Raw genomic sequence first — 25,592 nt, forward strand, 5'->3', positions numbered from 1 at the left:
CCGATTCATATGGCAGCTTTGACGATTTTCTTGTAGTACCCCATCGTTAATAAGACGAAGATGAAATAAATCAAGACATACCCGCCCATGGCCGTCGCGGACGGCACGACGATGCTCGAAGGCACCAGCACGGAGACGGTCTTGACGGCAAAAGCTGCATGCGCGATCCCGATCGCGAGCGGAATCGTGAAGACGAACAGCTGCTTGCGCATAATGCCCTTGAGGATGTCCTTCTTCTCGAATCCGAGCTGCCTTAGGGTAATGAAGCTGCGCTTCTCCTGCTCCGCTTCCGTCATCTGTTTGAAATACAGCATGCTGCCCGTCGAAATCAGGAAGACGAGTCCCAGAAAGCCCGTAATGAAGATAAACAAGCCGAAGCTTTGCAGCTTGTCGCGGTATTCGCGCTCGTAGTCGAACGGATGGCTTCCTTCGGGGACGAATGCCGCATAAGCTTCCGAGGCTGTTTTCCGCTGCGGCTTATCCGGTACCTGAAACGTATCGAACGCCACCGCTGCATAGTCGGGCCGTTCTTTCATCTGCTCTTGTTCATACTGGGGCAATGCCGTCATTCCAGCCTTGAGTGCCCGAAAAGTCGTCTCGGACACGACGAGCTGATCGCCGTAAACGTTGTAGTTCATGGCGAATCGATTGACGACATCCGTCAGCTGAAGCTTGTTTCCGCTTTCGCTCTTGAGCAGATCCATCTCGATCGTTTTGGGAAGATCCGCATTTGGATCTTGGGTTAACCTGTCTAGCTTGGCATTCCCGTCATACATCGCCGCATTCCACGGTTCGGGCACCGGGATGTCCGCGCCGGTCTGCCTAAGCTGCTCTGCGGGTAATACCAGCAGCGTCGTCTCTTCGCACGCCGACAGGCTCGGAACAGCGCAAATCTTCCCTGTAAGCCGTATGGCATCCACCTTCCGATGGTCATAACGTATGCCTTTGGCATCCAACTCCTCGCCGAAATGCTTGGCGGCGTTCGACTCGCCGTTCTCGATCGCGAAATCGTACGGCAGGGCATTGCGGGTGTCCTTCCCCGCGGAGTAATAAAACGAATAAGCAGCGGCAACCATCGTTAGCGTCATGGCCGATAGTACGGTAATGACGGTCAACGAATTGGCTTGTCCCCTCATCCTGTGCATCAGAGGAGCAAGCGACAAAGCCCGCCTCAATCCGAGATGCCCGTTGGCGGCCCTGCGAATCCGACCGAACAGCCAACCGATCGTGACGCGGAACAAGAGATAGGTGCCGGCGATGATCGAGCCCAAGATAGCGAGGCTGCCGATGAATAACGTGTTCTGCGATATTCGGCCCGACTGCCAATACCCGTATAGTATCAGGACGATGCCGAGCAAGCCGAAGACTGCAGCCGGGCCGTTAGCGGGCGTCGAAGGATGTTCATGCCGGTTCTCCGCCTGGAACAAGTCGATCAACGTCGTCCGGTACGTCATCCGCACCATTTGAATCGATGTCAACACGATCAGGACGGCGAACACTGCCGCCGTTTGATACATAGCCGAGAGGGAGAAATGCACGGTTACGACCCCATCGAAACCCAGCAGGCTGCTGATCAGCACCAGGAAAATTCGATATACCAACGCTCCGCAAACGATGCCCGCGACAAGCGCCCCGATGCCGAGAAGCGTGTTTTCCAGCAGCAGCAGTTGAACGACGCCTCTTTTCGTTAAGCCGATCAACTGGTAGAGTCCGATTTCTCTGCTGCGCCGGTTGAAGAACAGACGGTTCGCATAGATCGTGAACACGGACACGATCAGCAGCAGCAGGAATCCCGCCGCCAAGAAGGCTTGCGAAAAAACAGAACCGCCATCCATCCGATCCGGAAGTGAAACATCGTGCTGCAAGGTGACGAACACGAAGTATAGACTCGTGCAAAAAATGAACACGAAAAAATAAAGATAATAGTGCTTGATGTTCTTTCGCATGCTGCGAAGGACAAGCTCAAACAACGTCAACCGCTTCACCTCCGAGGACCGCTTGCACGTCCATGATATCTTTGAAGAAAGCTTGTCTCGATTTGTCGCCGCGGTAGACTTCCGAATAAATCCTGCCGTCCTTCAAAAAAATAACGCGGCTGCAATAGCTGGATGCGACAGGATCATGCGATACCATCACGATCGTGCCCCGTCTCTCCAGGTTAAGCTTGGAAATGGTATCTAACAGGTTGGATGCGGACTTGGAATCCAGCGCCCCGGTCGGTTCGTCGGCGAATACCAAGGCGGGCCGATGGATGAGGGCGCGGCCGGCAGATGTTCGTTGTTTCTGTCCACCGGACAGTTCATGTGGGTATTTGTCCGCGAGCCCTTCTATGCCGAGGGACTGCGCAATGGCTTGATAGGCCAGCTCGGCTCCGGATCTATTCCGCCGTCCAAGGGACACGGGAAGCAGGATGTTTTCCTTGACGGTCAGCGTATCCAGCAGGTTATAGTCTTGGAATACAAACCCTAGCTTCTTGCGGCGAAAGGCGGACAATTCGGCGTCCTTCATGTCGGAAACATCTGCGTCCTCGATCAGAACCTTGCCTTCCGTTGGACGATCGATCGTCGCAAGCACGTTCAGAAGAGTCGTCTTCCCGGAGCCCGACGGCCCCATGATTCCAACGAACTCTCCTTCCGCAACGTGAAGATCGATCCCTTTCAACACTTGCTGCGCGCTGCCCTTCTTCCCGTAGGACTTGCGGATGCTCTGCGCTTGCAGCATCGTTTTCTGCGAAACATTCGTATTCATGCTCGGCCCTCCACTTATGCATTTGCTTTATTTTAAATCGTCCAGGCATGCGGCGTCGCTAGATCTGGGTGACAAGACAGCGCGGTAGGTTACATTATTGTCATTTTGGGCCCGATTCAAAAAAAACAGCCGCGGATATTATCCCGGCTGCTGTCGCTGGCTTTGCCCAGCGCGTCTTATTCCATCTTCTCGCTCCGAACGGCTTCGAAGCCGTTTCTGGCGGTGAACAACATCCGCATCTCGGTGCCTTCCGATCGGCCTGCCTTCGCTTCGATCGTTACCCCGATCTTGTCGGCGACGCTCCGTGCCAAGTACAAGCCCAGACCGGTCGCCGCATTGTGGATTCTTCCGTTTCCGCCTGTGAATCCCTTTTCGAATATCCGGGGCAGATCATGCGCCGGAATGCCCGGCCCCTCGTCGGTCATGCGTAACAGAACGTGGCCATCCGGCAGAACCGACACGGAGATACGAATGGTTCCTCCTCCGGGGCTGTATTTGACAGCATTCATTAAGATCTGTCGAATGATAAACCGGCACCATTTCCGATCGGTGACGACATCGGCTTCTTCCCCTTCGAATTCGACGGCAATGTTCTTCTCCATGCACCAGGAAGCCATATCGCGCACTTCGTTCTTCGCCATCCCACGGACGCCGCATGGCTCCAGCACATAATCCTTGTCCAAGGCAGGAAGCCGGGACATGTAGAGCTGCCGGTCGATCAGCAAGTAGACACGCAGCCATTCCGCCTCGATTCTTGACATGACCGGATCGCGGGGATGACCCTCGATCGTGAGCTTCATGGCTGTCAGCGGCGCCTTGATCTCGTGTACCCAGGACGCAATATAGTCGTTCTCCAATCGCAGTGCCGTGTTGGATTCAGCCAGCTTCTGCTTATAGAAGAGGTCCGCCGCGCGCAGCGCCTGGTTTACAAGCTCGTCCCGCGCAAAATCAGGCTCGGGCAAGGCTTCGACCCAGTCGTCTTGGATGTCGTCGGCGAGGGCGCGCAGCGCCCGGTAATAACGCGTTTCACGCCGGAATCGCCACAGGAAGAATATGATGCATGACAAGAGGTACAGGGCGTTCAGATACACAATCGACTCAAGCTGAATGGTGATTCCATGGTCCAGCAGCAAGAGCATATCGGTGAGTCCGAGCAGCAGCAGCACCATGATCATCCAGCTCTTCATACTTTCCGCATACCGCAGCAGCACGTCTATCATCGCCCTCCCTTCTATGTCACGGCCATGTAACCCAATCCTTTTCTGGTCACGATTGCTTCTTCGAGCCCCAGGATAACCAGCTTCTGGCGCAGCCGCGTCATGTTCGCCGTCAGCGTATTGTCGTTCACGAACTGCTCGTCCTCCCACAGCCTTCGAATGAGTTCCTGCCGAGAAATGATTTCATTCTTCGCTTTGACGAGGGTCGCGAGGATAAAAAATTCATTCTTGGTCAATTCGACTTCCTCTCCGTCCTTGCGAATGAAGCCGCGATTCAGCAGCAGCAAGGCGCCTTTCCATTCAATGACGTCGGCCGCCTCTTCTCCGTACGTATACGTGCGGCGAAGAATAGCTTGCACTTTGGCAAGCAGCACGTCTAGATGAAACGGTTTTTGGATATAGTCGTCGGCTCCCATGTTCATGGCCATCACCATGTCCATCGGGTGATCCCGGGAGGATAAGAACAGAATGGGTACCTTCGAAACCCCTCGAATCTCCCGGCACCAATGAAAGCCGTCAAACTTGGGCAGCTGGATATCCATAATAACCAGATGAGGCTTTTCGTTCAGAAAATCGTCCATAATATGTTCAAAATCGCGGGGGGCGGAGACGCGCAAAGACCAGCTCTCGAATCTTTCCCTCAGCAGCCCCAGTATAGAGGAATCGTCTTCGACGATAAACACATTCATATCCAGGTTCGGTGCACCCCAATCGCAGCATGCTTAGTTTGCCCTTAAGTGTACGTCCATCACGCCGAACAAGCAAGTCCGCGACGCCGCGCTACGATTGGGATTGCGACAGCATGAACGAGTCCCTTTTGCTTCTTTTCGAGCAAGAGCATCCTACATCCAACGACTCAGGTCAACCCGAGCCCATGTTTCACATTGACGCATGAGCAGTTCGCCAGACTAGTGGTCCAGAAGCTCCAATGCATTCATCAGACCCTGCATATAGCCCACGGCATGCGCACGCGCCCGATGACCCCATGCAGTATCCTGAATGACATTGGGTACGTGGTCGTCCATTAAGAAACCCGTAAATCCGGATCGTTTCAGTTCCCGCAAGACTTCCGCCGGATGAAAGTTTCCTTCTCCCAGGAAGCATTCCTGGAACTTCGGCATCGTGCCCTGTACATCGCGAAAATGCACATAACAGATTTTATTTCTCGGTCCGAAATACCGAATCATTTCCATAACATTCGCTGCTCCGTAGACCATCTCCGAACAGCAGCCCAGACACAGATTCAATCCCCAGGCATCGCTATTGGCTATCGCCTCTGCTTTCTTGAAATTCTCTACTTTATAAAAAATTCTAGCCGTTCCGTCAAGCATTGCAACCGGCGGGTCGTCAGGATGCAACGCCAGCCGCACGCCGGATTGCTCGGCTGCCGGAAGCACCGCCTTCAAGAAATAAGCGTAGTTGTCCCACATGACCGATTCGTCAGGAACTCTTGATTCCCGGTTAGAGGCATACTTCACCTGGTTGATGCCGCTTGCTGCTGCATCAAGATCGAATGCCGTGCACAAAGCGCCGCCGCGGCCGGGCTCCGTGGATGTCCGCCACACGAAGTTCGGCATGAAGTGGTGACCGAGTACCGGAATCCCGACATTCCCCATATGACGGATGATCGTACAGTAGTTTTCGATTTGTTCATCCTTGCCGGGCAAGCCGAGCATGATTTTATCGTAGAAGCGAATGGGAACGTTTTCAATCGATTCCAAGATCAATCCGTTGTCATCGCAAGTTTTCTTCAAGGCAAACAAATCTTCGTAAGACCAACCGTATTCTCCCGGAAGATTCGGGGTGTTGAGCTGAATGCTCGTTACGCCTAATTGCTTGGCGAAAGTCATCGTTTCATGCGTCAACTCTTGCATCTGACCTAAGGCAATCCGCATCTTTTTGTTCACGCGCGCTCACCGTCCAAGTCCAAAGTTGGAATCCTGATTGATGTGTATGCAGCCAAACCTTATATATCCTATTTCGTAATAGACCATGTTAACTCCTTCTCGTAGAATCCCCGCTGCGCTGCCAGCTGCCTTCATATAGCTGTTTTTATTTATTTTTATTTCTCTGCCATGCAAAAAAAGTAGTCACGCAAACCGCAACGAGGAGAATCGTCGTGGAGATAAAGCTTCCCCAATCTTTATGAGGTTCTCCGATCGCGCCGACTTTAGGTTCAAAGGGTTCGAATATATATACGATCACGTTAACGAGCAATAAAACGATGGCTAAAAAAAACATGAAAGGATACCTTTTCATTGCCAAAACCACCTTTCTTTTCGAAGCAAGGCAGAGCTACATGTTATCCAAATCAATCTATCTCTTCTTTGACGAAATGAGCGGACCGCCGCAGCTATACGATGCTTATTTCGCCCCTTTGACCAGCTGTTCCTCTTCTTCCTCCCCATTGTCCGCTTTCGCCTCCTCGCCCTGCCACAGCAGCTGCATCTCGACGCTAGTGGCCAGCAATTCGGATAGCGAGCCTTCTGCTTCGACGCGACCGTCTTTCATCACGAGGATATGGTCGGCTCGCGCCAGTGCCGCCCTGCGATGAGAAACCGCGATGCACGTTACATCCGGCTCCTCGAACAGGCGCCCCCACAGCACGTTCTCGGTTTCGATATCCAACGCGCTGGACAGATCGTCGAAGAGGAATAAGTCCGATTGCGTCATGAGCATGCGAGCCGTGGCCGCACGTTGTATTTGCCCGCCGGAGAGCATGACGCCGCGCGGACCGACGAACGTCTCGAGCCCCTTCTCCAAATTTTGTAGATCTTGCTCCATGACAGCCAAACGAATCACGCGGTTCATAGCATCCTGCGAGACTGCGGCGCCTTGCGTGATGTTCTCGCCCAGCGTATCGCTGAACAACCGCGGCACTTGAGGCGTATAGGAAGTCCTCCGCGGCTTTAGGAAACCGGCCGGGTCTGCTATTACGCGCCCGTTCCATAGAATAGTGCCATCCGACTTCGGCAGGAGTCCAAGCAGCGTGCGGACAAGCGTGGATTTGCCCGATCCGACCCGACCGGTAATAACGAGAAACTTGCCTCGCTCCAGCTTGAAGGAGACGTCGCGGATTCCATTCTCCGAGTTGGGATACCTATAGGTTAAACCTTGAACTTCTAAGCTTTGAAGTCGATCATTCTCATTCTCCGCCGGAGATTCGACCTCTGGGGGATCAGCGTACAGATGGATTTCATTTTGTTCCGCGATGCCATCCTCCTCCCCCTGGCGGAACAGCACCCGCATCCGGTCAAGCGCAACGCGCAGCCGCTTGTGTTGGAAGACCATATAGCCGAACAGCGACACGCTGAAAGCGAATGTACTCAGGTAAGAAGTAAAGAGCGCGAAGTCGCCCACGGTGAAACGCCCTTCTTTCATTTCCGAAGCGCACATCAAGAGGATAACGCCCGTACAGATGCTGAGCACATGCTGGTTCAGCGATCTCATCCACTGCCTGAACAGATTGTCGCGCAAAGCCGCCTTCCTCCGTCCCTCGTTCAACCGTAGGAACCGGTTCAGCACGTGATCCTCTGCCTGACCCAGCTTCACGGCCTGCACGGCGCCGAACGTCTCCGCGATGAAGCCGGTAATGCGGCCTGTCGCTTCCCGGTTCAGCTTGGAATATCGCCGCGCCCGGTTGCCGGACAAGTTGTTGAACAGCGTAACGATGACGAGCGGAAGAATCGCCACCATCGTGATCTTCCAATTGATGTCGACCATAATCACGATGCAAGTCACCGCATAGATGACGCGCCCCCAGAAGTCTACCCAGGACTCCACGTATTCGACGACTTCATCTACATCCTCGCGGAACCGCGTCATGGCCTCGCCGGGAGAAGCGGGTAAGTTGCGTCCGGGCCAGCGCATGATACCGGCCAGCATATTGCGGCGCAATAGCGCTTGGAGGTGATAGATGTACGTCACCCACTTAAAGAAGGCGATAAAAAACACGCCGACTCTGGCCAATCGAACGCACGCGACAACGATGAGCGGCAAGGCGAGCCAAAGATAATCGTGGGACTGGGTCGTCGTTCGGTCGAAGAACCATTTCATCCCTAACCCGATGCCGACGGGCATCGCGTGAAAGATCCCCCACAGCAAGCCATTCACTAGATATAGAGAGGGGTTGAACCGAAACAATTTCCCCATGAATCGTGAGACACTCATGCGAATTCCTCCTGTCGGTTGGCTCGCAGCAGCTGGGCGTATTCCGATGATGGATTCTGCGCCAACGCAGCTCGCGCGCCAAATTCGATCATGCGCCCCTGGCGCAGCACCATGATCTTATCGACTTGATCGAGCGTAGCAAGGCGATGGGCGATTACGATCCCCGTACATCCCTCCAGCAATTGGTCTACGGCCGTCTGCAGAATCGCCTCTGTCGCGGCATCAAGCCGCGATGAAGGTTCGTCGAGGATGACCAGGCTCGGCTTAGTCAGGAATACCCGCGTCAGCGCGAAGAGCTGCGCTTCGCCTGCAGAGAGCGATGCCCCTCCGGCGGAGAGACGCGAGTCCAGTCCTTCGGGCAGCGCCTCGATCCAAGGAAGCAATCCAAGCCGGTTCGTCGTCTCCAGGATCTCTTCATCCGAGAGGCGGGGATTGAACAGCGTCAGGTTGTCGCGAAGCGTGCCGTCAAACAACTGCACGTCCTGCGTGACCATGCCGACCTTTTGATACAGCGCCTTCAAACGCAGGGAACGGATATCCACTCCGCCTACCCGAATGACGCCGGTATCCAAGTTGTACAGACGGAGCAATAACCGGCTGATGCTTGACTTGCCGCTGCCCGTCCGTCCGATGAGGCCTAGCCGCTCTCCCGGTTGCAGCATGAAGCTGATGTCGTGCAGAATACGCTGCTCTTCGTTGTAACCAAAGTTCACTTGCTCGAACGATACGGATAACGGGCCTTGCGGCAGCTCGTTATCCCCGCCCTCGGCGATTTCGCTTTGCAGCGAGAGCAGCTCCCGAGCGCGGCGCATGCCTGACTTCGCCTTCTGAAACTCCTGCATTTGATCGCCGAGCTGTTCGATCGGGTCGTTCAGCATTTGGGTGTATTGGAAGAAAAGGAACAGCATGCCGAGCGTGATTTGTCCCCGCAGGTACATGTGGACACTAATCATGAGCACGATGGTGACGGTGACCGTGAACATCACGACGGTGACATTCCAAGGCATGACTCGGCGCATCCAAGCTCTGCGTCCGAATAGGAATACCGACCGCATCGCCCGGTGATAACGATTCATCAGGCGCGGAACTCCGCCGTTCGCTTGAACGTCTTCAATACCGGCGATCCGTTCCTCGATTAGACCAAAGAGGGCGGCATTCGCCTGCCGCTCCGATTGGGAGGCATTGACGCCCATGTCGCGAATGCCGAACATAACCCCGATGGACATGCAGGTAAATGCCGTCATCGTCGCGGCGATCGGCCAATTGTAAACGAACATATAGCCGAGAATGCCTGCGAGCAGGACGAAGCTGCCTATGATCTTGGCGACAAACATCGCGAAGAAATTGGACATGCTGGTCACGTCCCCGTCGATCCGCTCAATCATTTCACCAGGCGTCTTCGTGTTGTGAAACCGCATATCGAGCAATAACACATGCTTCAGCAGGTCGGCCCGAATTCGGTTGGTCGCTCGCCAGGAGACATCGTTTCCCAGATAGTCGACCGAGACCGTAAACAACTGATTGAGCACGGCAATCAGGAGATACAAACCCGCCAGCGACAGCAGGCTGGATACGCTTCCAGAGCCGGTTGCCTGGTCAATGAACCGTTGAACGAGCTGTGGGTTCAGGAGCTGCAGGGCCGTCATTACGAACAGCAAGAGAACGAGCGCGAGCATTCTCCATTTGACGGGACGCAGGTACTGGAAAAGCCAGGTCATGGATGGTTTGGATTGTTGTTGTATGCGTTCTTGTTTTTGCGGCATGGCGGCGGAGACCCCTTTCTGGCTTGAGCAATCGCGGCGTGACCGTGAACCTGCAGACGGGGACCTGGAGGAAATATAAAAAACTCCAGGCGCAGCCGCCTGGAGCGAGATACGTAGAGCAAATTAATGCATACGCACGCTAGGGTCAGCCAAAGGATGCAAACCTATGCAGTTGGATTGGATGGGCATCATTGCATTTGTCATCTTGGCGACCTCCTTGGTTAAACGATTATAGGCAGAAATTGAATAAGGAAACTATAGCACGGGCTTACGAACAGCGTCAACCAGAATATGGATGAAAAGGATTTTGTCGGGTTGGGTACCGCTACGGGGATGGAGGGAGACACGCTATTGGCGGATGTTCTTGATTCCGCACGTGGCTAACAAAAAGACTGACGAATCCGGCGAATTACCGGATTGATCGGTCGCAGTCTGATATATCGCGGAATTGGCTATCAGTTGAGTCGCTGTACTTTCAACGTGTTCGACACCAAACTTCATTACACGCAAGAATCGCCCATCGTTGCATAGCTCGTGATATGCTGCTGCAGGACTTCTTTACTTTGCTGCCCGACCCATGTTTCCACCTTATAGCCGTCCTTGAACAGCATTAAGGTCGGCACGCTCGACACGCCGTATTCAGCTGCAAGTTCTCTTTCTTGATGAATGTCGACTTTAGAGACGTCAGCTTGATATCTTGCTTCTTGAGCCAGCTTCTCTAAGGTGTCAAGCTGTTCTAAACAAGGTTTGCTGCTAAGATCGTAAAATTCAACCAGCGTTATCCCTTGGTCGATCTGTCCTCTAAACGTCTCTTTTCTTAATGAATGGATTCCCATTATGCAACCCCTTTCCCCATTCCTCCGCCTAAACGCATCTGAGGGTGGCTAATTATTGTTTTTAGTTCCTCTTCGTTGCAGCGCCGCTTACCCGTTACCCAGCATGATCTGGGCGACCCTGTCCGGCATATCCAATTGAACCCAGTGCCCCGCCGGTAGAACGTGCAAGGATGAATGTTTCAACAGTGTTTGTAGATGTTTCGCTATGCCAAAATTGAGATATGGATCGGTTTCGCCCCAGATGAGTTGGACGGGAATGGCAGTTGCCCAAATCTTGTTGATCCGTTTCGCATTCTTGGCGAGTTCTTCGAACAATTGCGAAGTCATTTGCGCAAAAGCCGGGCCAGAACTAGGTTGATTTCTGAAATTGGCGTCGATCAACGGGCCGAGGAATTTCGCATAAAAATCTTTTTGATCTTCTTTCAGATGCTCTTGAAATTTGCTTCGTTGGAAATTTAACACCCATGCGAATTGTTCCGGGCTGCGCAAAATGGCTTGCGTAAGAGCCTTCAAATTCGTCGTCGCAAACAGCTCGATGAGTTCTGGATATTTAGCCGTTGGCGAATCGACATAAAAAGCATTCATCAGACAGACGGACTCCACGTGTTCCGGATGCTCAATCGCATAGTTGACTGCCGCGGGACCGGAAGCATCATGTCCTACTGGGACGATTTTGTTCAGATTCAAACCTTGAACAACAGCATGGAGATCTCCTAATTGCTGCTCAAAGCTATATTTGGCGCCAGCGGGTTTGTCGGAAGCACCGAAGCCCAGAAAGTCAAAAACGACGACTCGTCTGCCTCCCGCAGTCAATAAGGGAACCAATCGATCGTAAATTCCCAAATTGTCAGGGAAGCCGTGCATCAGCACGAAGGCAGGGTCTTTACCCGCATACTCTCTTACGTAGATGCTGCCCTGCCCCCGGTCTATGCGATGCTCCAGGTAGTTATTTTCGTTCATCTTGCAACCCCGTCCTTTAGTCGATTTTATTTTCTTACAGTATGACCTGTTTAATGCAAGTTACGCTCGATCCTTTTAGTCTTATATGCCCCTATTTGAGACAAGTGAACTGGCCGAATACTCATCAGCTGCATAAAGTTCATTTTAGTCTCATATTCCCCTAAAGGCAAGAGGAAGTACTTCGTCCATTTCAGAGCATCGTTAACGACGCTATCTTCCATGGCCAAGGCACCTCAATGCAGCTCTGTAAGCATGGCGAATTTTTGATTTTGAACACCCTAAATACCTTAGCCCTTTAGTCGGGCTAAGGTTTCTTGCACGGTTCATCGACGGGCTTCAAGCCAGCCAGCCAGCGCTTCGCTTTTTCCTTCTCCGCCCCTTGTTGCACAGAGGAAATACCAATGATTTCGAATCATGGTCCATCAATTTAAATCGTGAACTTAACGCCGACGAGCTTTTCGCTCAGCTCCCAGAGCCGCTGCGCTATGTCGGGATCGATCGCCCAAGGCCTAACGCCAGTCCCCTTCTCGCTGTCAGCGGGAACCGCCTCGGATATATCGACATCCTCGCAATAGACACCGCCCATTCCGTCCAACTGATCGGAGGTCGCGCACCAAACGCTCGTAGCCGCTCCTTGTTCAACGGTCTTGAATTGGTCTGCTTCGGGATCTGGGGCCGGTTTTTCCTGCTCGTCGTTTATTTGTTTCGGACGACCAGTCTCCTCTTCCGACAAGTGACGGCTTAGGTCCGTCATAACAAGCCCGGGATGTGCGGCGAAAGCGCGAACCCCTTGAGCGCTGCCGCGTTTATCAAGTTCGACGGCAAACAGCACATTCGCGGATTTGGATTGTCCGTAGGCTTTCCACTTATCGTACGTTCTCCGATCGAAATTCGGATCGTCCAAATCGACGCCGCCGAGACGGTGACCGCGCGAGGAAACCGCCACGACCCGTGCGCTCTTCGCTTGTAATAAGGCCGGCCACAACCTCGCGGTCAACTGAAAGTGACCCAAATGATTCGTTGCAAATTGGGACTCATAACCGCGAGCGTCTCGCATAAGCGGGGCTGCCATAATGCCGGCACTGTTTATCAGGATGTCCAAGGGTCTCCCCGCAGCTAGAAAGCGGTCCGCGAAGTTATCTATCGAATCCGGATCCATTAGATCCAGCGTCTCCAATTCCAGACGCGGAATACCCGCCACCGCCGCTTTTGCTTTGTCGGGCGTTCTCGCCGGCACGATGACCGTAGCGCCAGCCTCCGCTAATACGCGAGAGGTCTCGAGACCGATGCCGGAATACCCGCCAGTCACGATAGCTACTATTCCTTCCAAATTACGATTCCCCAAAGCTTCTCTCGCGGTCGTATGAGGGCCGAACCCCGATGGAATCGGAGCTTGAATCGTTGTATGGCCGATGGCATAAGATTTCATTTGAATGATCTCGCTCCTTTATAATCGTTTATAGGTTAGGACAGCAACAACTTGAATTTATTCTTAGTAACCTAAGATCGCCTGACGTACAACATGTTCTACCCGATCAGCCTTTCCCTCGTTGGCGGAGCCCGTAAACGATATTTTCGCCATACCAGGACTAAGATTTAATCGGAGCGCTTGTCATTCCTCAGAATATCCCGTTCCCGCTCGGGCTATTCAATCGCTCATCCTTACATCATGCAGCCGTTCGAGCGTCCCACTCCGTTCTTCGAGGGTCGTTTTCGAAAATGTCTTGAAGCTTCTTTCGCTGCCGCGATGGCTATTCGATCTTTTTCATTTCATATTCTCTCCTTTGTTATCGTAATCGCGTGTTCGTTCTGCGACTTCTACACCCTAAACCTTAAAGTGCACGTTAAGTCAAGCAGGTAAAAATATACAACGGAAGGCTCGGGTACATCTAAACCGAATCCGTATTGCTGCACGGTGTTATTCAGAAATTTCGGCATGTCAAACAAGGCTAACGAGATCGGCAGCCTTGTTATGCCTTATTCGGTCCTAATTAATGAAACTTACCCTCATCCATGCGCAAGTCTCGGTCTGGAGCTAAATTGCCTTTTTGAATCCCATCATAGATAGACAATTTCTGATTGACCGCATGGAAGGCTTCGTTCAGTTCGAGTTGCTGCCTATGCAGTTCTTGTTGATGTTCCTCGAGAATGGCTTTTCTCTGCGGAATCGTCGATTCTCCTTGCAATGCGAGATCCACGATCTGTTTCAACGCGGCTACTTTCATTCCCGTACGTCTAAAGCAAGTCATAAGCTTGATCCAGTCCAGATCCTTCTGTTCGAAAATACGGTTCCCATGTTCATCTCGCGCGATATTCGGCAGCAATCCTTCTTTCTCGTAATAACGGATCGTATGCGCAGGGCATCCGAGCATTTCCGACGCTTCTTTAATGGAGAACGGCATGATTTCAGCTCCTTGTACGCTTTAAGCTTATCTTAAGCATTAAAGCGTACTTTAAGTCAAACGCATTTTTTTGGAGATCGTTTTTTCGAAAACTTGGAATCCATAAAAAAAACCGCGATTATCGCGGCAGGACGTACTCTCGGCATTCGGCTAACGTTCCGATCTTACGAGGATACCCATTGTTCTGTCGGCATCTTGCTAGGCACGATAACTGGTTGCTGCCAGACTTGAAACTTGTTGCCATCCGGATCTTTAAAATCCAGCTGCAGTCCGCACCCTCCTTCATCGCGGATCGCTTCCTCCATCCACACGCCCGATTGTCTCAGTGATGAATCCAGTGCCCGAATATCATCCGTCTCGAAGCAGATTGGAAACATCTCGAATGGGCTGTGATCCTCGGTCCATCCGGTTGTTACGAAATGCAGGGGATTCCCTCCCGGGGCAGGAAGAAGAAATAGCCATTGTCCGCTTTCCATGATCATGATGGCGCCGCTGCCCGGTTGGATCGGAGAACGCAGTTTCAAGCCCAGTACGCGCTCGTACCAAGCAGCGGAAGCTGCGACATCCGTCACGGGCAAATAGGCACACTCGATGCGCTTTAACAATGCCTTCTTTTCCATCTAAAACCCTCCAATGTAGATGCTTAAGAATACCGTACACGGAATAAACGATGTACCGACATGAAACCATACACCGGTTCATAAAAAATTATCCCGTTTTCCCATTTACGGATAGAGATCGGTGCTCAAATATTTCAATCCGGAATCGTTGATCGTCAGGACGATCCTCGCTCCCCTCTCTCGCGACTTCAGCAGCTGCAGGGCTGCGGCAACGTTGGCCCCCGAAGAATATCCCGCGAAGATTCCTTCTTCGCGGGCTAATCGCCTGCAAGCTGCAATCGATTCCTCATCGGTAACCGTCAAGAAACCGGCGATTAAGCTTCGATCCACCAATGGCAGCGCCATGCTGTAACCGCCGCCTTGCAAGCTGTGGTTCGGATGGGTTAACGTCCCGCCCGCCAGATACGGCGCCCCTTCGGGTTCGACCAAATAACTGCGAATGGCCGGCTTATAGGCATGCAGCCTTCCGGCACAGCCGGCAAACGTTCCGCCGCTGCCTGCAAAGTCAACAAACACGTCGAATGCTCCGCCCGTCTGCTCCCATATCTCTTCAGCCGTATGAAGCTCATGCGCGAGCACGCTCCCTCGATGATGGAACTGATCCGCCCGGAATGCGCCGCGTTCTTGAACGATACGAAGCGTTTCTGCATCTACGAGCGCGAGATCCTCGCCGGACACTTGACCAGGGATGGAACCGGCTGCTTGTTCGACCAGCACGACTTCGGCTCCAAGCGCGCGCATCATCCGGGCTCTCTCGATCGAATTGCCTGTCGACATCACGGCAACGAACGGGTACCCTTTCACCGCGCAGACGATAGCCAGCCCGGTTCCGGTATTGCCGCTCGTCATCTCAACGACGGTCTGGCCTGGAAGCAGCGTCCCATCCAGCTCTGCTTCTTCTATGATTTGCAGCGCTATACGGTCTTTCTTGCTAAAACCGGGATTGAGGTATTCGAGCTTGGCATAAATTTCTCCCTCTACTTCCTTGGTTAGCCGGCTCAACCTGACCATAGGCGTGCTTCCTATCGCTTGATGAGCGCCGTCCAGAATTATTCCACGATAGTCGAACATGGATCCAACACCTTCCTGGATGATTCAACGCTCTATTCGCCCTGGCATGCACCGAGACGCTTCTGAACGACGGAAATAATCATCCATCAGCTCCAGCCCAAACTCCGCGATAATTTCTTTCGCCGTAACGTCCTGAGATTCGCTAGTCAACAGTACGCAGCCCAGATAGCCAGGGTCGTGAATCTTGACGTTCGTCCCGTATTTCTGCTTGATCTTGAGAAAATGCGCCCCATTTTCATCGATATGAATAACCGCATAATCCAAATTGATCTTGGTCGTGATAAAAGAGTAATAATTCGTGCTCTGTGCCGCCACCTCACCCAATGGCGTTATGACCGTGCAAGGCAAGCCGGCTATCGCGCCGGCAAAATAAGATCTGCAGGAATACGCCCAATAGTTTTGCATGATCCCGCCATGATACATGGAAGGAAACACGATCACGTCCGGCTTTGCTTTCGCATACTGCTCCCGAAGTCCATCGAAATTCAGGTCAAAGCATATCGCTGCGGCCACTCGCCCAAAATCGCATTCAAAGATCGGAGCTTCTTTTCCGTATCGAATATTATTCTTGTCGTACTCGTCGGGAACCAGATAGTTTTTATGATAAGCCCCCATCACTTGACCCTCGCGATCGATGAGCTGCATCGCATTGCGCCAGGTGCCGTCCTCTGCTTCTATATGCGCCGGATACGTGACATAACAACGGTGCCGCTTCGCAACGCCCGCCAGAAAATCGCGGATTTGAAAGCCGCGAACCTTGTAATAGGCTAATTTTTGATCTTGCGAAAGCGTCCTTTGATCCGGCCTGTCGCAAGCTTCGGGCAGGATGATCATATCCGGACGATCCGGGAGAACCTGGTCCAGCTGACGCTGCCAGTGTTGAATCATCTGTTCCACCGCCTGTTGGGCAGGCGCATGTGCGTCCACGACCAACGGCCTAGGACCTAAACAACTTATCGTGACATACTTCGCCATCGTTATTCGCCACCTTAACTAAAGACAGAATTAGGCTTGGATTCCCGCCAAGCATGCGCCGTATGAGGAACCGCGATCGGCAATCGCCCCCTCTTGATCCAACATAAACCGGAATACAAACAAAAGAAAAGTGCAAGATTTGCACTTTTCTCTATTCTGAAGCGATAAGCTGATTATCCGTGGGTTGCCGCGCGATCAGGATACTGGCTCCTGGTTAATAAGGAATGCTTGATGCAGACTTGTTTTGTTTTTTGTTTCTGAATGTAAGTCGATGTACGGAAAAATTCATTGTCCGTGAATAATTCGCTTAACGCTCGCAGCGCCGCTTGCTCGGCCAAAGCCTCGTCTTCTAGTAAATAGTACGCGACTTGATATCCATAAACTTCAAATTCCCTCAGTACGTTTGCTTTATTCCCTAAATCCGTGCTCTCAATCATGGACCTAAACACCTCTCTTCATGCATGACCCTCTTAAGAACTAGTCCTCCCGATCGAACATTTCCTCAGAATCATAAACATACACCAAATATTTTGCGCCTATAATCAGTCCAACCATTAAAAGAAGGATCAAAAGCCACAATAATAAATCGTACATTGTGTATCACCACCGCTTTATTAATGGTTTATTAAATTATTTATGTTGAAAGACCTATATTTATAGTATATAAATGTATATGTAGCTAAATTATGTATAAGGGGAAATTACACCAATGAAAAAAGCAATCATCGTACTCGGTACCGCAGCCATGTTGTTGACTATGGGGGGAGTAGCTTCCGCTAGTCCATCGACTCCGCCGGCAGTCGTTCAAGACACTCCTGAATTGCATTACACGGTTACCTTTACGCCTGCTAACCCCGGTCAAATACAGGCCTATGATCAAACGGTGCCGCTGAGTACTGGCAGCAGTTACTTTATGTCCGGAAGTTCTTGGGTTATTCTTAGCGGATCCAACGTTGTTTCGCTAAGCGGCAACAAAGCCACGATGATCGCGGTCGGAACGGCGCAAGTGAAAGCATTCAAAGCCAACGGCGATGTATTGGGCATCTACACATTTGTCGTATCGGTTTAAAGCACGCGATGCGGGCGAGTGATTATACTCGCCCGCATTTTTTATTTTACCGGTTTGCTGAAACCGTGATTTCAAGTTCCGGTATAAACGCGATTTGAGGCGTTCCGTTTCCATCGAGGACAAAGCTATGCTTATCGTCCTGGAAGAGATAATAGAACGGTTTAATCGTCAGCGTCTTATAATCCGAGAGCAGCGGTTCAAAATGATAGTCGGTCATAAGAAGATGCCCATCCGTATCGTTCCAACTGTTCCCTCCAAGAAGCTTTAGCTTCTTCCCCGTATCGTCCACGACTTCGATCCCCATGGTTTGAATAGGCAGCGTTAGCTTTTTATCAATCGGAATCGCGATTTGAGTGGAAATCGTTGTCGTGATCGGGGTTCGTTCGATTTTTTTCAGCGTGAAATCGAGCTCTTGCGCATGTCGACTCACATTGGGCGCTGCGATTTGTTCTTTGGTCGTGTTTTTGCTTACCGGTATTTTCAGAACGAAGGGTTCCTGAATGCCGTTCAAGTAAACAGACAAAGACAATTCGAATTTGTCGGGGAATGGCCGTCCCCCCTGGTTATGCAAATCAGAGAATTCAATGATGGATGAATCTTTATCCATGCCCGGGTACGTAGAAATGCCGATGGTATTCGAATTTCCAGGCGCATAGGTTTGAACTGGTTTCCCGTTAATCGATAGGTCAATCGTTTGTATTTGTTCGCCGATGGTATCGGTTGCTGCAGCTCCATGCTTCCGCTCAAGTCCCAGGGACACGCGCGTACCGTCGAAGGCAGCAACCGGTACTTGCAGCGTTACGCCGTCATGGGTATCGGCAACGTCTAATTTCGTGACCATGCCAGCTTCATCGGCGGTTTTCAAACCTAAATCGCCGGCTGCTTGAAACAACGAGGAAAGCACGGGTATCTTCTTAAGCGATTCGGCCATGACGGGCGAGACCAAGCCGGTGCTGGCGACGATAACAAACAGCGCAAAGACGGATGCGGCGACCCATACCGCTCTCCCCCATTTCTTCGGGCGAACTTGCTCGGGCAAGGAACCTTTATAAAGCCGGCTCATAACTTGATCGGTTAAGTCGATATGTACGGGCGTCTCGCGGATTAACTTCTCCAAATAGCGGAATTCCCGCTCAGCCGTTTGTTTTGTAGGCATGCTCATAATGAAATCCTCCTTTGCCTTTGATAAGTCTTTTCCGAAGTCTTTCGTATTTTTTGCGAAGCGTCGCGGGCTTGATATCCAAGATAGCGCTCATTTCCTCGAAGGAATATTCTTCTAACGCCCGAAGCAGCAGGATTCTGCGTTCCTCCGCATTCAATGAGCTCAAGAGTTCATGAATATAATCCGAATAACGATCGGACGGTTGATCGGAGACGGTTAGTTCTTGCTGGTACTTCTTGAACAAATGAAACCGTCGATTCTTCTTTTTCAATACGTCCATGCATCGATGATGGGCGATTTTATAAAGCCACGCTGCAAAAGAAACGGTTGGGAAGAACTGTCCGATTTGATTGAAGCCCGAAATAAAGGTATCTTGCGCTGCATCTTCGGCCTCTTCTTGGTTGCCGAGCAAGTAGTAACAATACAGATAGATCTTTTTTTGAAAGGCTTTTATAAGAAACGAATATGCCTCTGTATCTCCATGTTTAACCAGATCGACAATTTCGTTGATGGATTGTTCTTCGAACAGGTTCACGTCATCCAATTCGTTCTCCTCCTTACTGCACCTATAACTGCATTTAGAGACGTTTTGTGACAGCAGGCTAAAAAAAATTATAGACGTAATGAACGCATAGCAACAGTGCATATTTTACTTGGCTTCCAATCCTTCCAGCTACGTTCAAACTGCTGCTTCATCCGGCTATTGGCTCGGCACGCCTGAAGAGAATGCCGCGACCGGCCTTTCGATGGGCTGATCGAATCCCGTCCTACAAAGTCGAAAAAGCCGGTTCAGCGCATGCTGACCGGCTTAACTTCATGGGATGGATGCGCTAGTAGCCCCTGCTCCGGACGACCCGTTCAATAACAAGTCGAACCAGCCGCAGGGTGAAGGCATGCATCTTATTTTTTTACCACGGGCACCCAGAATTCTCCGTAGAACGTGCCGTCTCCGTTATCTTGTCGAAACGTCGCATTCGGACCTCCGATGTACGCGTAGTCGGTAATTTGGGACAAAACTTCGCCAAAGGCGCGGTACGTCAGCTGATCGAACAACGTTTCCTTGTCTCCGTTTCCCGTGACCACGATGTACTCGCTCTCCGGAAATTCGATGATTCGCGTTGCATCCGCCACCGATTTGCCGGCCAATACCGCAAAATAGTTCCATGGCTTGCCTTGATAAACTTCGTTAACCGACCATTCGCGATCGTCCTTGGCGGCTTTTTTGAGCTTATCGAAACGCCCGTCGGCTTGGAGTCCGCCCCAAAATTCGGCTTTTTCCTTTTGCATGGCCGGCATGTCTTGGAAATTCGATCGGATCGAGAAACCGAATGCGGTCAAGGTGAACGATTTTTTGTGTTCCAGCGTGTAGGTTGTCATATGTTTGCTCCTTATTTGCGAGAATTAGTCTTCGACTTTTTTGACGCGCAGCCACATTTCCCCGTAGAACGCGCCGTTCTCGGCTGCTTTCACATAGGTGGCGTTACCAGGTCCAACGTACTTGTAATCCGTGATCTCTTGCAGCAGGCCGCCGAATACGCTGCCGGTGATTTCATCGGCGAGGCGCTCTTTGTCCGCGCTCGTTCCGGGTACGACGAGATAGTCGCCAGCGAGGAAATCGAGGACGTCCGCGCCTTCCAAGTCGAACTCGCCCATCACGCCGAAGCCGCGCCAAGCCTTGCCTCCGACGACGTAATTGATTTGATATTCTTGCCCGTCCGCGAGCGCGAGCAGTTCGGCCAGCTTGTTGTTTTCCGTGATTTCGGCTTTCTTCGCCGCGGTCTTTGCCGCGTTGCCTGCCCAGTCGTTGTAGTCTTCCAGTGTAACACCGAAACCAGTCATTTTGTAGTTTTTCGCGATGCTTTGGATGGAATAATTCGTCATTTTTGTTCGCTCCTTTTGATTTGTTTTACAAGATTGATTCTAAGTTCGGAATGTATCAGAAAATGAAACCTTTTATTTTCGGCTGGGATAAACGCTTGCGCTTGACGTGGTTATCGTATTCCGGTTCGCCCGATAAAAAGAAGCAGCTGCCCGCCGGCAAACTGCTCCCATGTGCTGCACGAAACTACATTCTGAAGAGAACCATCCAACACGTACGGTGCTTATGATCGGGACCCGTCAAACGGCGTAACCATGCACCAGATGCTATTTCCGCGGCCTTAACGAAACAGGGCTCTATTCAGTCGTCCGGCATGCCGATCAACTCGTAGATCGCTTGCAGGCAGACGCGGCCATGCCGCATCATATCGGCAATCCCAACGAATTCGTCGGGCTGATGCGCATGATTGTCCGGCCCGCCGGGAAAGCCCGCGCCGAAAGCGACGCCTCTTCCCTGGAGCTTGCGGGCATAGGTGCCGCCGCCGATGGACAGAAGACCCGCGGATTCTCCGGTGACCGTCTCATAGGCGCGGTTCAGCTTGCGGATCAGCGGGTGCTCCGGCGGCACATACAGCGGCGGCAGCCAGGATTGCACCGTCAGCCGGATCCCGTCCGCCTGCAGCCGATTGCGAAGCTGCGAGACGAGCTCTTCCCCGTCGAAGACCACCGGGACCCGGATATTCAAGATGACGCGGCTTTCCTCCGCGTTCAGACTGACCTGCGCGAGATTGACGGTCAGCCTGCCATGCACCGGGTCGGAGCAGGCAATGCCGAGCGACTCGCCGAACGCTTCGAATCCGATCCGTTTCGCGAGAAAGGCCTTCAGCCGAGCTGCCGGTGATGCGTCCTCCTTATCGCTTCCCAGCGCCAAATCGGCCAGAAATGCGGCCATATGGGCAATCGCGTTAATCCCCGACGGCGGATAGGAGCCGTGGCCGCTCTTGCCGGCTGCCGTCAGGACTAGTCTGCCGTTCTCCATCCGGTCGGCCGTGATCCGCTCATGCCCGGACGCGGCCTGCAGGATCATACGCGCGGCCTCTTCCCCGGCTTCCACGACCGCCCGACAGCTGTCCGGCACCATATTGGGCGCGGAACCGCCTTCCATGGATACGATACATAATTCGACTGCGGACAGCCGAATATCGGATCCGGTCGTTCCGTTTCCCATCGGGGATGGCCCGCTATCGGATTCGCTCGACCTGTTTCGTGCTCCGATGAGCTGGGGCTGAGTCCGCGCCTTCCAGTTCAGTTCCACGACGTAGATACCCTTCTCCGCATGAATGACCGGATAACCGGCATCCGGCGAGAAGCCGAACTCGGGCAGCGGCTCTTGGGCAAAATAGTGATCCATATCCGTCATGCCATTCTCTTCGTTCGTCCCGAAAATAATCCGCAGCCTGCGCCGCGGCGCGATACCCAGGTCTGCAAATGCCTTCAAGGCGTACAGCGCCACAACCGCCGGCCCCTTGTCGTCGGCGGCGCCGCGTCCGTATATCCGTCCACCCTCGACATCTCCGCCGAACGGATCCGCCGTCCATCCCTCGCCTTCGGGCACGGTATCCAGATGGACGAGAATGGCGGCCATCTCATCGCCTTCGCCGTATTCCAGATGGCCCGCATAGCCGTCGATGTCGGCGGAGCGGAAGCCCATCGATTCGCCCAGCTCCAGCATATAACGGAGCGCCCGGGCCGGACCTTCCCCGAACGGCTTGCCCGGTTCCGGCGTGCCGGCAACGCTGCGAATGCGGACCAGCTCCCGAATATGCCGGACGATATCGGATTCATACTTTAGTATCGCTTCGCTGATATCCGACGGACCGGTTTGCTCGCATGCGCTCAACGGGAACGGCCTTCCGAACCGAAGCCGCGGATGCGGAGCGTCCGGTCGGCCGGCGTCAGCCAGTTGATCGTCATATTGATCGCGTCCGGATTCGCCTTGTCATTGCGCATAAGAGCATCGCCATGCTCGCATGCTCCCGGCGATACGCGCAAGCAATCGTCCCCTTTGCGGAACAGAGCCTCCCCGCCGGCAAGCCGCCGAACATGCGGAGCGGTGTCTTCCAGGCCGTCGCCCTCCAGCGTCCCGCCGGCATCGAACTGGCAGACCGCCTGCAAATAAATATCCGCGATCCGCTCCGATACGAACCGGAGATCGACTCCGTCCTCCAGCAAGGTCAGCTCGACGGCAATCGGGAGATATTGGACATTCGTCTTCACCCGCTGCTCGTAGTTGGGCATGTCTACCCACATATGCCCGGCTTGGGCAGCCTGTTCCCGGGACAGCGGCCCCCAGTAGCAGCCTTCAAGCTCCGTTTCCAGCACATACGCATGTTCGCCCGTTCGTCGGATCGAAGGAAAGGCGACGCCCGCGATGCCGAACCAGCCAGCGGCGATCCGCAGACCGAACATCCGGGCTTCGCCGTACTGCACGTACAGAAGGTCCGGCTGGGCGGCCATCGCGGTGACGGACAGCCGTCCGCGCCGGTGGCGCAGCACCGCGGCGCCGTGCGGATGTTTCTTGCGTCCGGGCACGTAGGGCATCGTGTCGGGGACGGCTATCCTGTTGTTCTCGCCGAACAGTATCGTATAGTCGTCGCTCAGCGGCTCGATAGGCTCCGGCAGCTTCATCTTGTCCGGCATAAGCATCCAATGCATCAACGCGCCGGAGCCGCGCGGGGCCGTGCGCTCCGTCTTGGCGGCCATAGCCGCGAATTCCGGGTTTCCGTCGAGATTGGCCATCAGATGATAAATCGTATAATACCATTCGTTCATCGGCAGCGTCTGGCCATTGTCCTGACGGCCGGAATATTCGGTCGCGACGGTATCGCCAGGATGGAGCAGATAGCGCATCATATGCAAATTCCTTCTTATCGCCTCGAAGGCCGGCTCGAAACCCCATACTTTGCCGACGCTGTACAAATGGACGGCGCATGCTCCGTTATAGATGGCGTTGCTGCGCTCGGTCCATTCCCCGTATTCGGTCATATCGAAGCCTTCGTCCAAGAACTGAAAAGCCCGTTCTTTTAGCCGCTCGTCCTCGAACAGCTCATACAGATCCGCCAGCGCGCCTGCCATCACCCAACGGTGATTCGGCGTATGAATGCCGCCGGTCAGCAGAGCCGGCAGCGCCCGCTCGAGGAATCGCCGTACCTCGGCTTGGACGGCCGCGATGCCGCTCAGTCCAGATTCGGCGGAGACCCGGTAAATCTGCGTCGCCAGATGAACGGCGAACGCCGTATCCGGCGGAGAATCGATGTTGCAGTTCGCCAGCGAGATATTTCCGCTGGGCAGCTGGCTGGCCAGCAAATTGGCCGCCGCTTCGGACAGCCACTCCGGCAGCGAATCGCCGCTGCCGTAGAAGCGCGACTCGGGATGGCAATAAAGCGGCACTCCCAGCGCGAGATGGCCTAGGCCCGGCTTCGCGGGCGTTCCCCCGGCCCGGCGCTCTTCGTTCCACTTCCGCAAATGCTCTTCCAGCGACTGTTCCTGCGATACGATAATTTCCTTGACTTCCGCGGAAATGCCCGCTTGCTTGACGGGTTTGTTTGCGTTCATCGCGATTTCCCTCCCATAAGGATCGGATTTGCAATCCGGCCGGATCAGGTCGGATCGACAGTGACAGCTCCAGTATATGGCTTGCCGAAAGCGTTTTATATTGGCGTTTTTTACTTTTTATTAGTTTTCTTGACCTGGTCCTCCCTATCGCTAAGCCGAATATCGCCTAACGCGGTGAAGCTGCTTGGTATTCATCGTATGGCGAATTAAAAAAAAGCCGCCGGGCTTTCCGGCAGCTTAGACATTCATTCGATATGGATTCAAGCGTTCACGCTTTCCTTCATTCGTCCGGAAAATCGGCAGCCCTGCTGACATCGGCCCATTTCTCGGCTTCCGCCGCGCGTTCCTTGGACGACTTCAAAGCGGTTTCCAATGCCGCGGCCCCAAGCAACAAGCGCAGCGGAGGCTCTGCTTGATCCACGAGCTTAATCAAGATTTGCGCGGCTCGGGCGGGATCCCCGGGTTGTTTGCCGTTGGTTTCTTCCCGCATCTTGTTTATCGCGCCCACCGTCTGCTCGTAATCCGGTCCGACCTGCGCCCGAACCATGGACGAACCTTGCCAATCGGTACGGAAAGCGCCGGGTTCTATAATGCTGACTTTAACTCCGAACGGCTTGACTTCGTTATTCAAAACTTCCGAGAACCCTTCCACCGCATATTTCGCCGTTTGATAGGCCCCCATGCCGGGAGTTCCGCCGACGCGTCCTCCAACCGACGAGAACTGAATAAAATGGCCGCCGCGCTGTTTACGGAAGATCGGAAGCGCCGCCTTGGTTACGTTCACGACGCCGAATAAGTTCGTTTCGATCTGCGCCCTGAAATCTTCATCGGTCATTTCTTCGATTGGCGCGCTGTTCGCATAACCGGCATTATTCACGACGATATCCAGGGAACCGAATTCATCTAAAGCCAGCCGTACCGCTGCTTGGGCCGCTTGCATATCCGTCACGTCCAAGGAACAGGTCCGAACCCGGTCTCCGTAATCGGAGAGCAGAAACGCGAGTTGTTCGCGATCGCGGGCGGTCGCTACGACCTTATCCCCCGCCGCAAGCACGGCCTGCGTTAGTTCCCGGCCGAAGCCTCGCGAACTTCCTGTGATGAGCCAAACTTTTGACATGGTGTATCCGCTCCGTTTCTTGCTCGTGCATCATCGTTTTCTCCATTTG

23 protein-coding genes are annotated in these 25,592 nt (G+C 53.2%); 1 reads left to right on the top strand and 22 read right to left on the bottom strand.

Translation table 11 applies throughout. From position 1 onward, the window contains the following. Window positions 1-5 precede the first annotated feature (5 nt). The 15 genes from GT003_RS15180 to GT003_RS15250 all read right to left on the bottom strand — a co-directional run bounded on the left by GT003_RS15180 (window position 6) and on the right by GT003_RS15250 (window position 17,199). Window positions 6-1,985, bottom strand: coding sequence for an ABC transporter permease (locus GT003_RS15180; RefSeq protein ID WP_338045944.1), 1,980 nt, complete (start codon window positions 1,983-1,985; stop codon window positions 6-8). Beyond that, window positions 1,963-2,748: an ABC transporter ATP-binding protein gene (locus GT003_RS15185; RefSeq protein ID WP_161699209.1), complete on the bottom strand. Its 786-nt coding sequence runs from the start codon at window positions 2,746-2,748 to the stop codon at window positions 1,963-1,965. The genes GT003_RS15180 and GT003_RS15185 overlap by 23 nt, the downstream gene beginning before the upstream one ends. 176 nt (window positions 2,749-2,924) lie before the next feature. Beyond that, on the bottom strand, window positions 2,925-3,968 hold the full coding sequence (locus GT003_RS15190; RefSeq protein ID WP_239565882.1) for a sensor histidine kinase: 1,044 nt from the start codon (window positions 3,966-3,968) through the stop codon (window positions 2,925-2,927). Window positions 3,969-3,979: 11 nt separating this feature from the next. Further along, the gene (locus GT003_RS15195; RefSeq protein ID WP_170312236.1) at window positions 3,980-4,654 is read right to left on the bottom strand and encodes a response regulator; all 675 of its coding nucleotides are present in this window, start codon (window positions 4,652-4,654) and stop codon (window positions 3,980-3,982) included. Window positions 4,655-4,873: 219 nt separating this feature from the next. Then, window positions 4,874-5,872, bottom strand: coding sequence for a mannonate dehydratase (locus GT003_RS15200; RefSeq protein ID WP_204798915.1), 999 nt, complete (start codon window positions 5,870-5,872; stop codon window positions 4,874-4,876). A gap of 457 nt (window positions 5,873-6,329) precedes the next feature. After that, a complete protein-coding gene (locus GT003_RS15205) occupies window positions 6,330-8,135 on the bottom strand; it encodes an ABC transporter ATP-binding protein (RefSeq protein WP_161699211.1) in 1,806 nt (601 codons plus the stop codon). Then, window positions 8,132-9,898 carry an ABC transporter ATP-binding protein gene (locus GT003_RS15210; RefSeq protein WP_161699213.1) on the bottom strand — a complete coding sequence of 589 codons (1,767 nt, stop codon included), beginning with the start codon at window positions 9,896-9,898 and terminating at the stop codon, window positions 8,132-8,134. Before GT003_RS15210 ends, GT003_RS15205 begins: the two co-directional genes overlap by 4 nt. A 500-nt stretch (window positions 9,899-10,398) precedes the next feature. Further along, window positions 10,399-10,734, bottom strand: a complete 336-nt coding sequence (locus tag GT003_RS15215) for a thioredoxin family protein (RefSeq protein WP_161699215.1) — start codon at window positions 10,732-10,734, stop codon at window positions 10,399-10,401. A gap of 87 nt (window positions 10,735-10,821) precedes the next feature. Then, the gene (locus GT003_RS15220; protein WP_161699217.1) at window positions 10,822-11,694 is read right to left on the bottom strand and encodes an alpha/beta fold hydrolase; all 873 of its coding nucleotides are present in this window, start codon (window positions 11,692-11,694) and stop codon (window positions 10,822-10,824) included. Between the two features lie 427 nt (window positions 11,695-12,121). Beyond that, window positions 12,122-13,123 carry an oxidoreductase gene (locus GT003_RS15225; RefSeq protein WP_170312237.1) on the bottom strand — a complete coding sequence of 334 codons (1,002 nt, stop codon included), beginning with the start codon at window positions 13,121-13,123 and terminating at the stop codon, window positions 12,122-12,124. A 562-nt stretch (window positions 13,124-13,685) separates the two neighbouring features. Continuing rightward, on the bottom strand, window positions 13,686-14,096 hold the full coding sequence (locus GT003_RS15230) for a MerR family transcriptional regulator (RefSeq protein ID WP_161699219.1): 411 nt from the start codon (window positions 14,094-14,096) through the stop codon (window positions 13,686-13,688). A gap of 164 nt (window positions 14,097-14,260) precedes the next feature. Beyond that, window positions 14,261-14,716, bottom strand: a complete 456-nt coding sequence (locus GT003_RS15235; RefSeq protein WP_161699221.1) for a VOC family protein — start codon at window positions 14,714-14,716, stop codon at window positions 14,261-14,263. 105 nt (window positions 14,717-14,821) lie between these two features. Beyond that, entirely contained in the window at window positions 14,822-15,787 is a 966-nt protein-coding gene (locus GT003_RS15240; RefSeq protein WP_161699223.1) for a PLP-dependent cysteine synthase family protein, read from the bottom strand. 24 nt (window positions 15,788-15,811) lie between these two features. Continuing rightward, entirely contained in the window at window positions 15,812-16,762 is a 951-nt protein-coding gene (locus tag GT003_RS15245; RefSeq protein ID WP_161699227.1) for a carbon-nitrogen hydrolase family protein, read from the bottom strand. Window positions 16,763-16,935: 173 nt separating this feature from the next. Further along, window positions 16,936-17,199, bottom strand: a complete 264-nt coding sequence (locus tag GT003_RS15250) for a hypothetical protein (protein WP_161699229.1) — start codon at window positions 17,197-17,199, stop codon at window positions 16,936-16,938. A 272-nt stretch (window positions 17,200-17,471) separates the two neighbouring features. Here GT003_RS15250 and GT003_RS15255 point away from each other — a divergent pair, with 272 nt between their 5' ends. Beyond that, window positions 17,472-17,831, top strand: a complete 360-nt coding sequence (locus GT003_RS15255; RefSeq protein ID WP_161699231.1) for a BLB8/JUQZ-1 family protein — start codon at window positions 17,472-17,474, stop codon at window positions 17,829-17,831. A gap of 46 nt (window positions 17,832-17,877) precedes the next feature. Here the strand turns inward: GT003_RS15255 and GT003_RS15260 are convergent, their stop codons facing one another. The 7 genes from GT003_RS15260 to GT003_RS15290 all read right to left on the bottom strand — a co-directional run bounded on the left by GT003_RS15260 (window position 17,878) and on the right by GT003_RS15290 (window position 25,543). Beyond that, window positions 17,878-18,993, bottom strand: coding sequence for a DUF4179 domain-containing protein (locus tag GT003_RS15260; protein ID WP_161699233.1), 1,116 nt, complete (start codon window positions 18,991-18,993; stop codon window positions 17,878-17,880). After that, the gene (locus tag GT003_RS15265; RefSeq protein WP_338045948.1) at window positions 18,965-19,528 is read right to left on the bottom strand and encodes an RNA polymerase sigma factor; all 564 of its coding nucleotides are present in this window, start codon (window positions 19,526-19,528) and stop codon (window positions 18,965-18,967) included. Before GT003_RS15265 ends, GT003_RS15260 begins: the two co-directional genes overlap by 29 nt. Before the next feature lie 365 nt (window positions 19,529-19,893). Beyond that, window positions 19,894-20,370, bottom strand: a complete 477-nt coding sequence (locus GT003_RS15270) for a GyrI-like domain-containing protein (protein ID WP_161699237.1) — start codon at window positions 20,368-20,370, stop codon at window positions 19,894-19,896. 24 nt (window positions 20,371-20,394) lie between these two features. Further along, a complete protein-coding gene (locus tag GT003_RS15275; RefSeq protein WP_161699239.1) occupies window positions 20,395-20,874 on the bottom strand; it encodes a hypothetical protein in 480 nt (159 codons plus the stop codon). A 298-nt stretch (window positions 20,875-21,172) separates the two neighbouring features. Next, entirely contained in the window at window positions 21,173-22,711 is a 1,539-nt protein-coding gene (locus tag GT003_RS15280) for a M20 family metallopeptidase (protein ID WP_161699241.1), read from the bottom strand. Further along, window positions 22,708-24,426: a hypothetical protein gene (locus GT003_RS15285; protein ID WP_161699243.1), complete on the bottom strand. Its 1,719-nt coding sequence runs from the start codon at window positions 24,424-24,426 to the stop codon at window positions 22,708-22,710. Before GT003_RS15285 ends, GT003_RS15280 begins: the two co-directional genes overlap by 4 nt. Before the next feature lie 280 nt (window positions 24,427-24,706). After that, a complete protein-coding gene (locus GT003_RS15290) occupies window positions 24,707-25,543 on the bottom strand; it encodes an oxidoreductase (RefSeq protein ID WP_161699245.1) in 837 nt (278 codons plus the stop codon). Window positions 25,544-25,592 lie beyond the last annotated feature (49 nt).

Origin of the sequence: Paenibacillus sacheonensis (genome assembly GCF_009909195.1) — a bacterium.
GTDB classification, from domain to species: domain Bacteria; phylum Bacillota; class Bacilli; order Paenibacillales; family Paenibacillaceae; genus Paenibacillus_Z; species Paenibacillus_Z sacheonensis.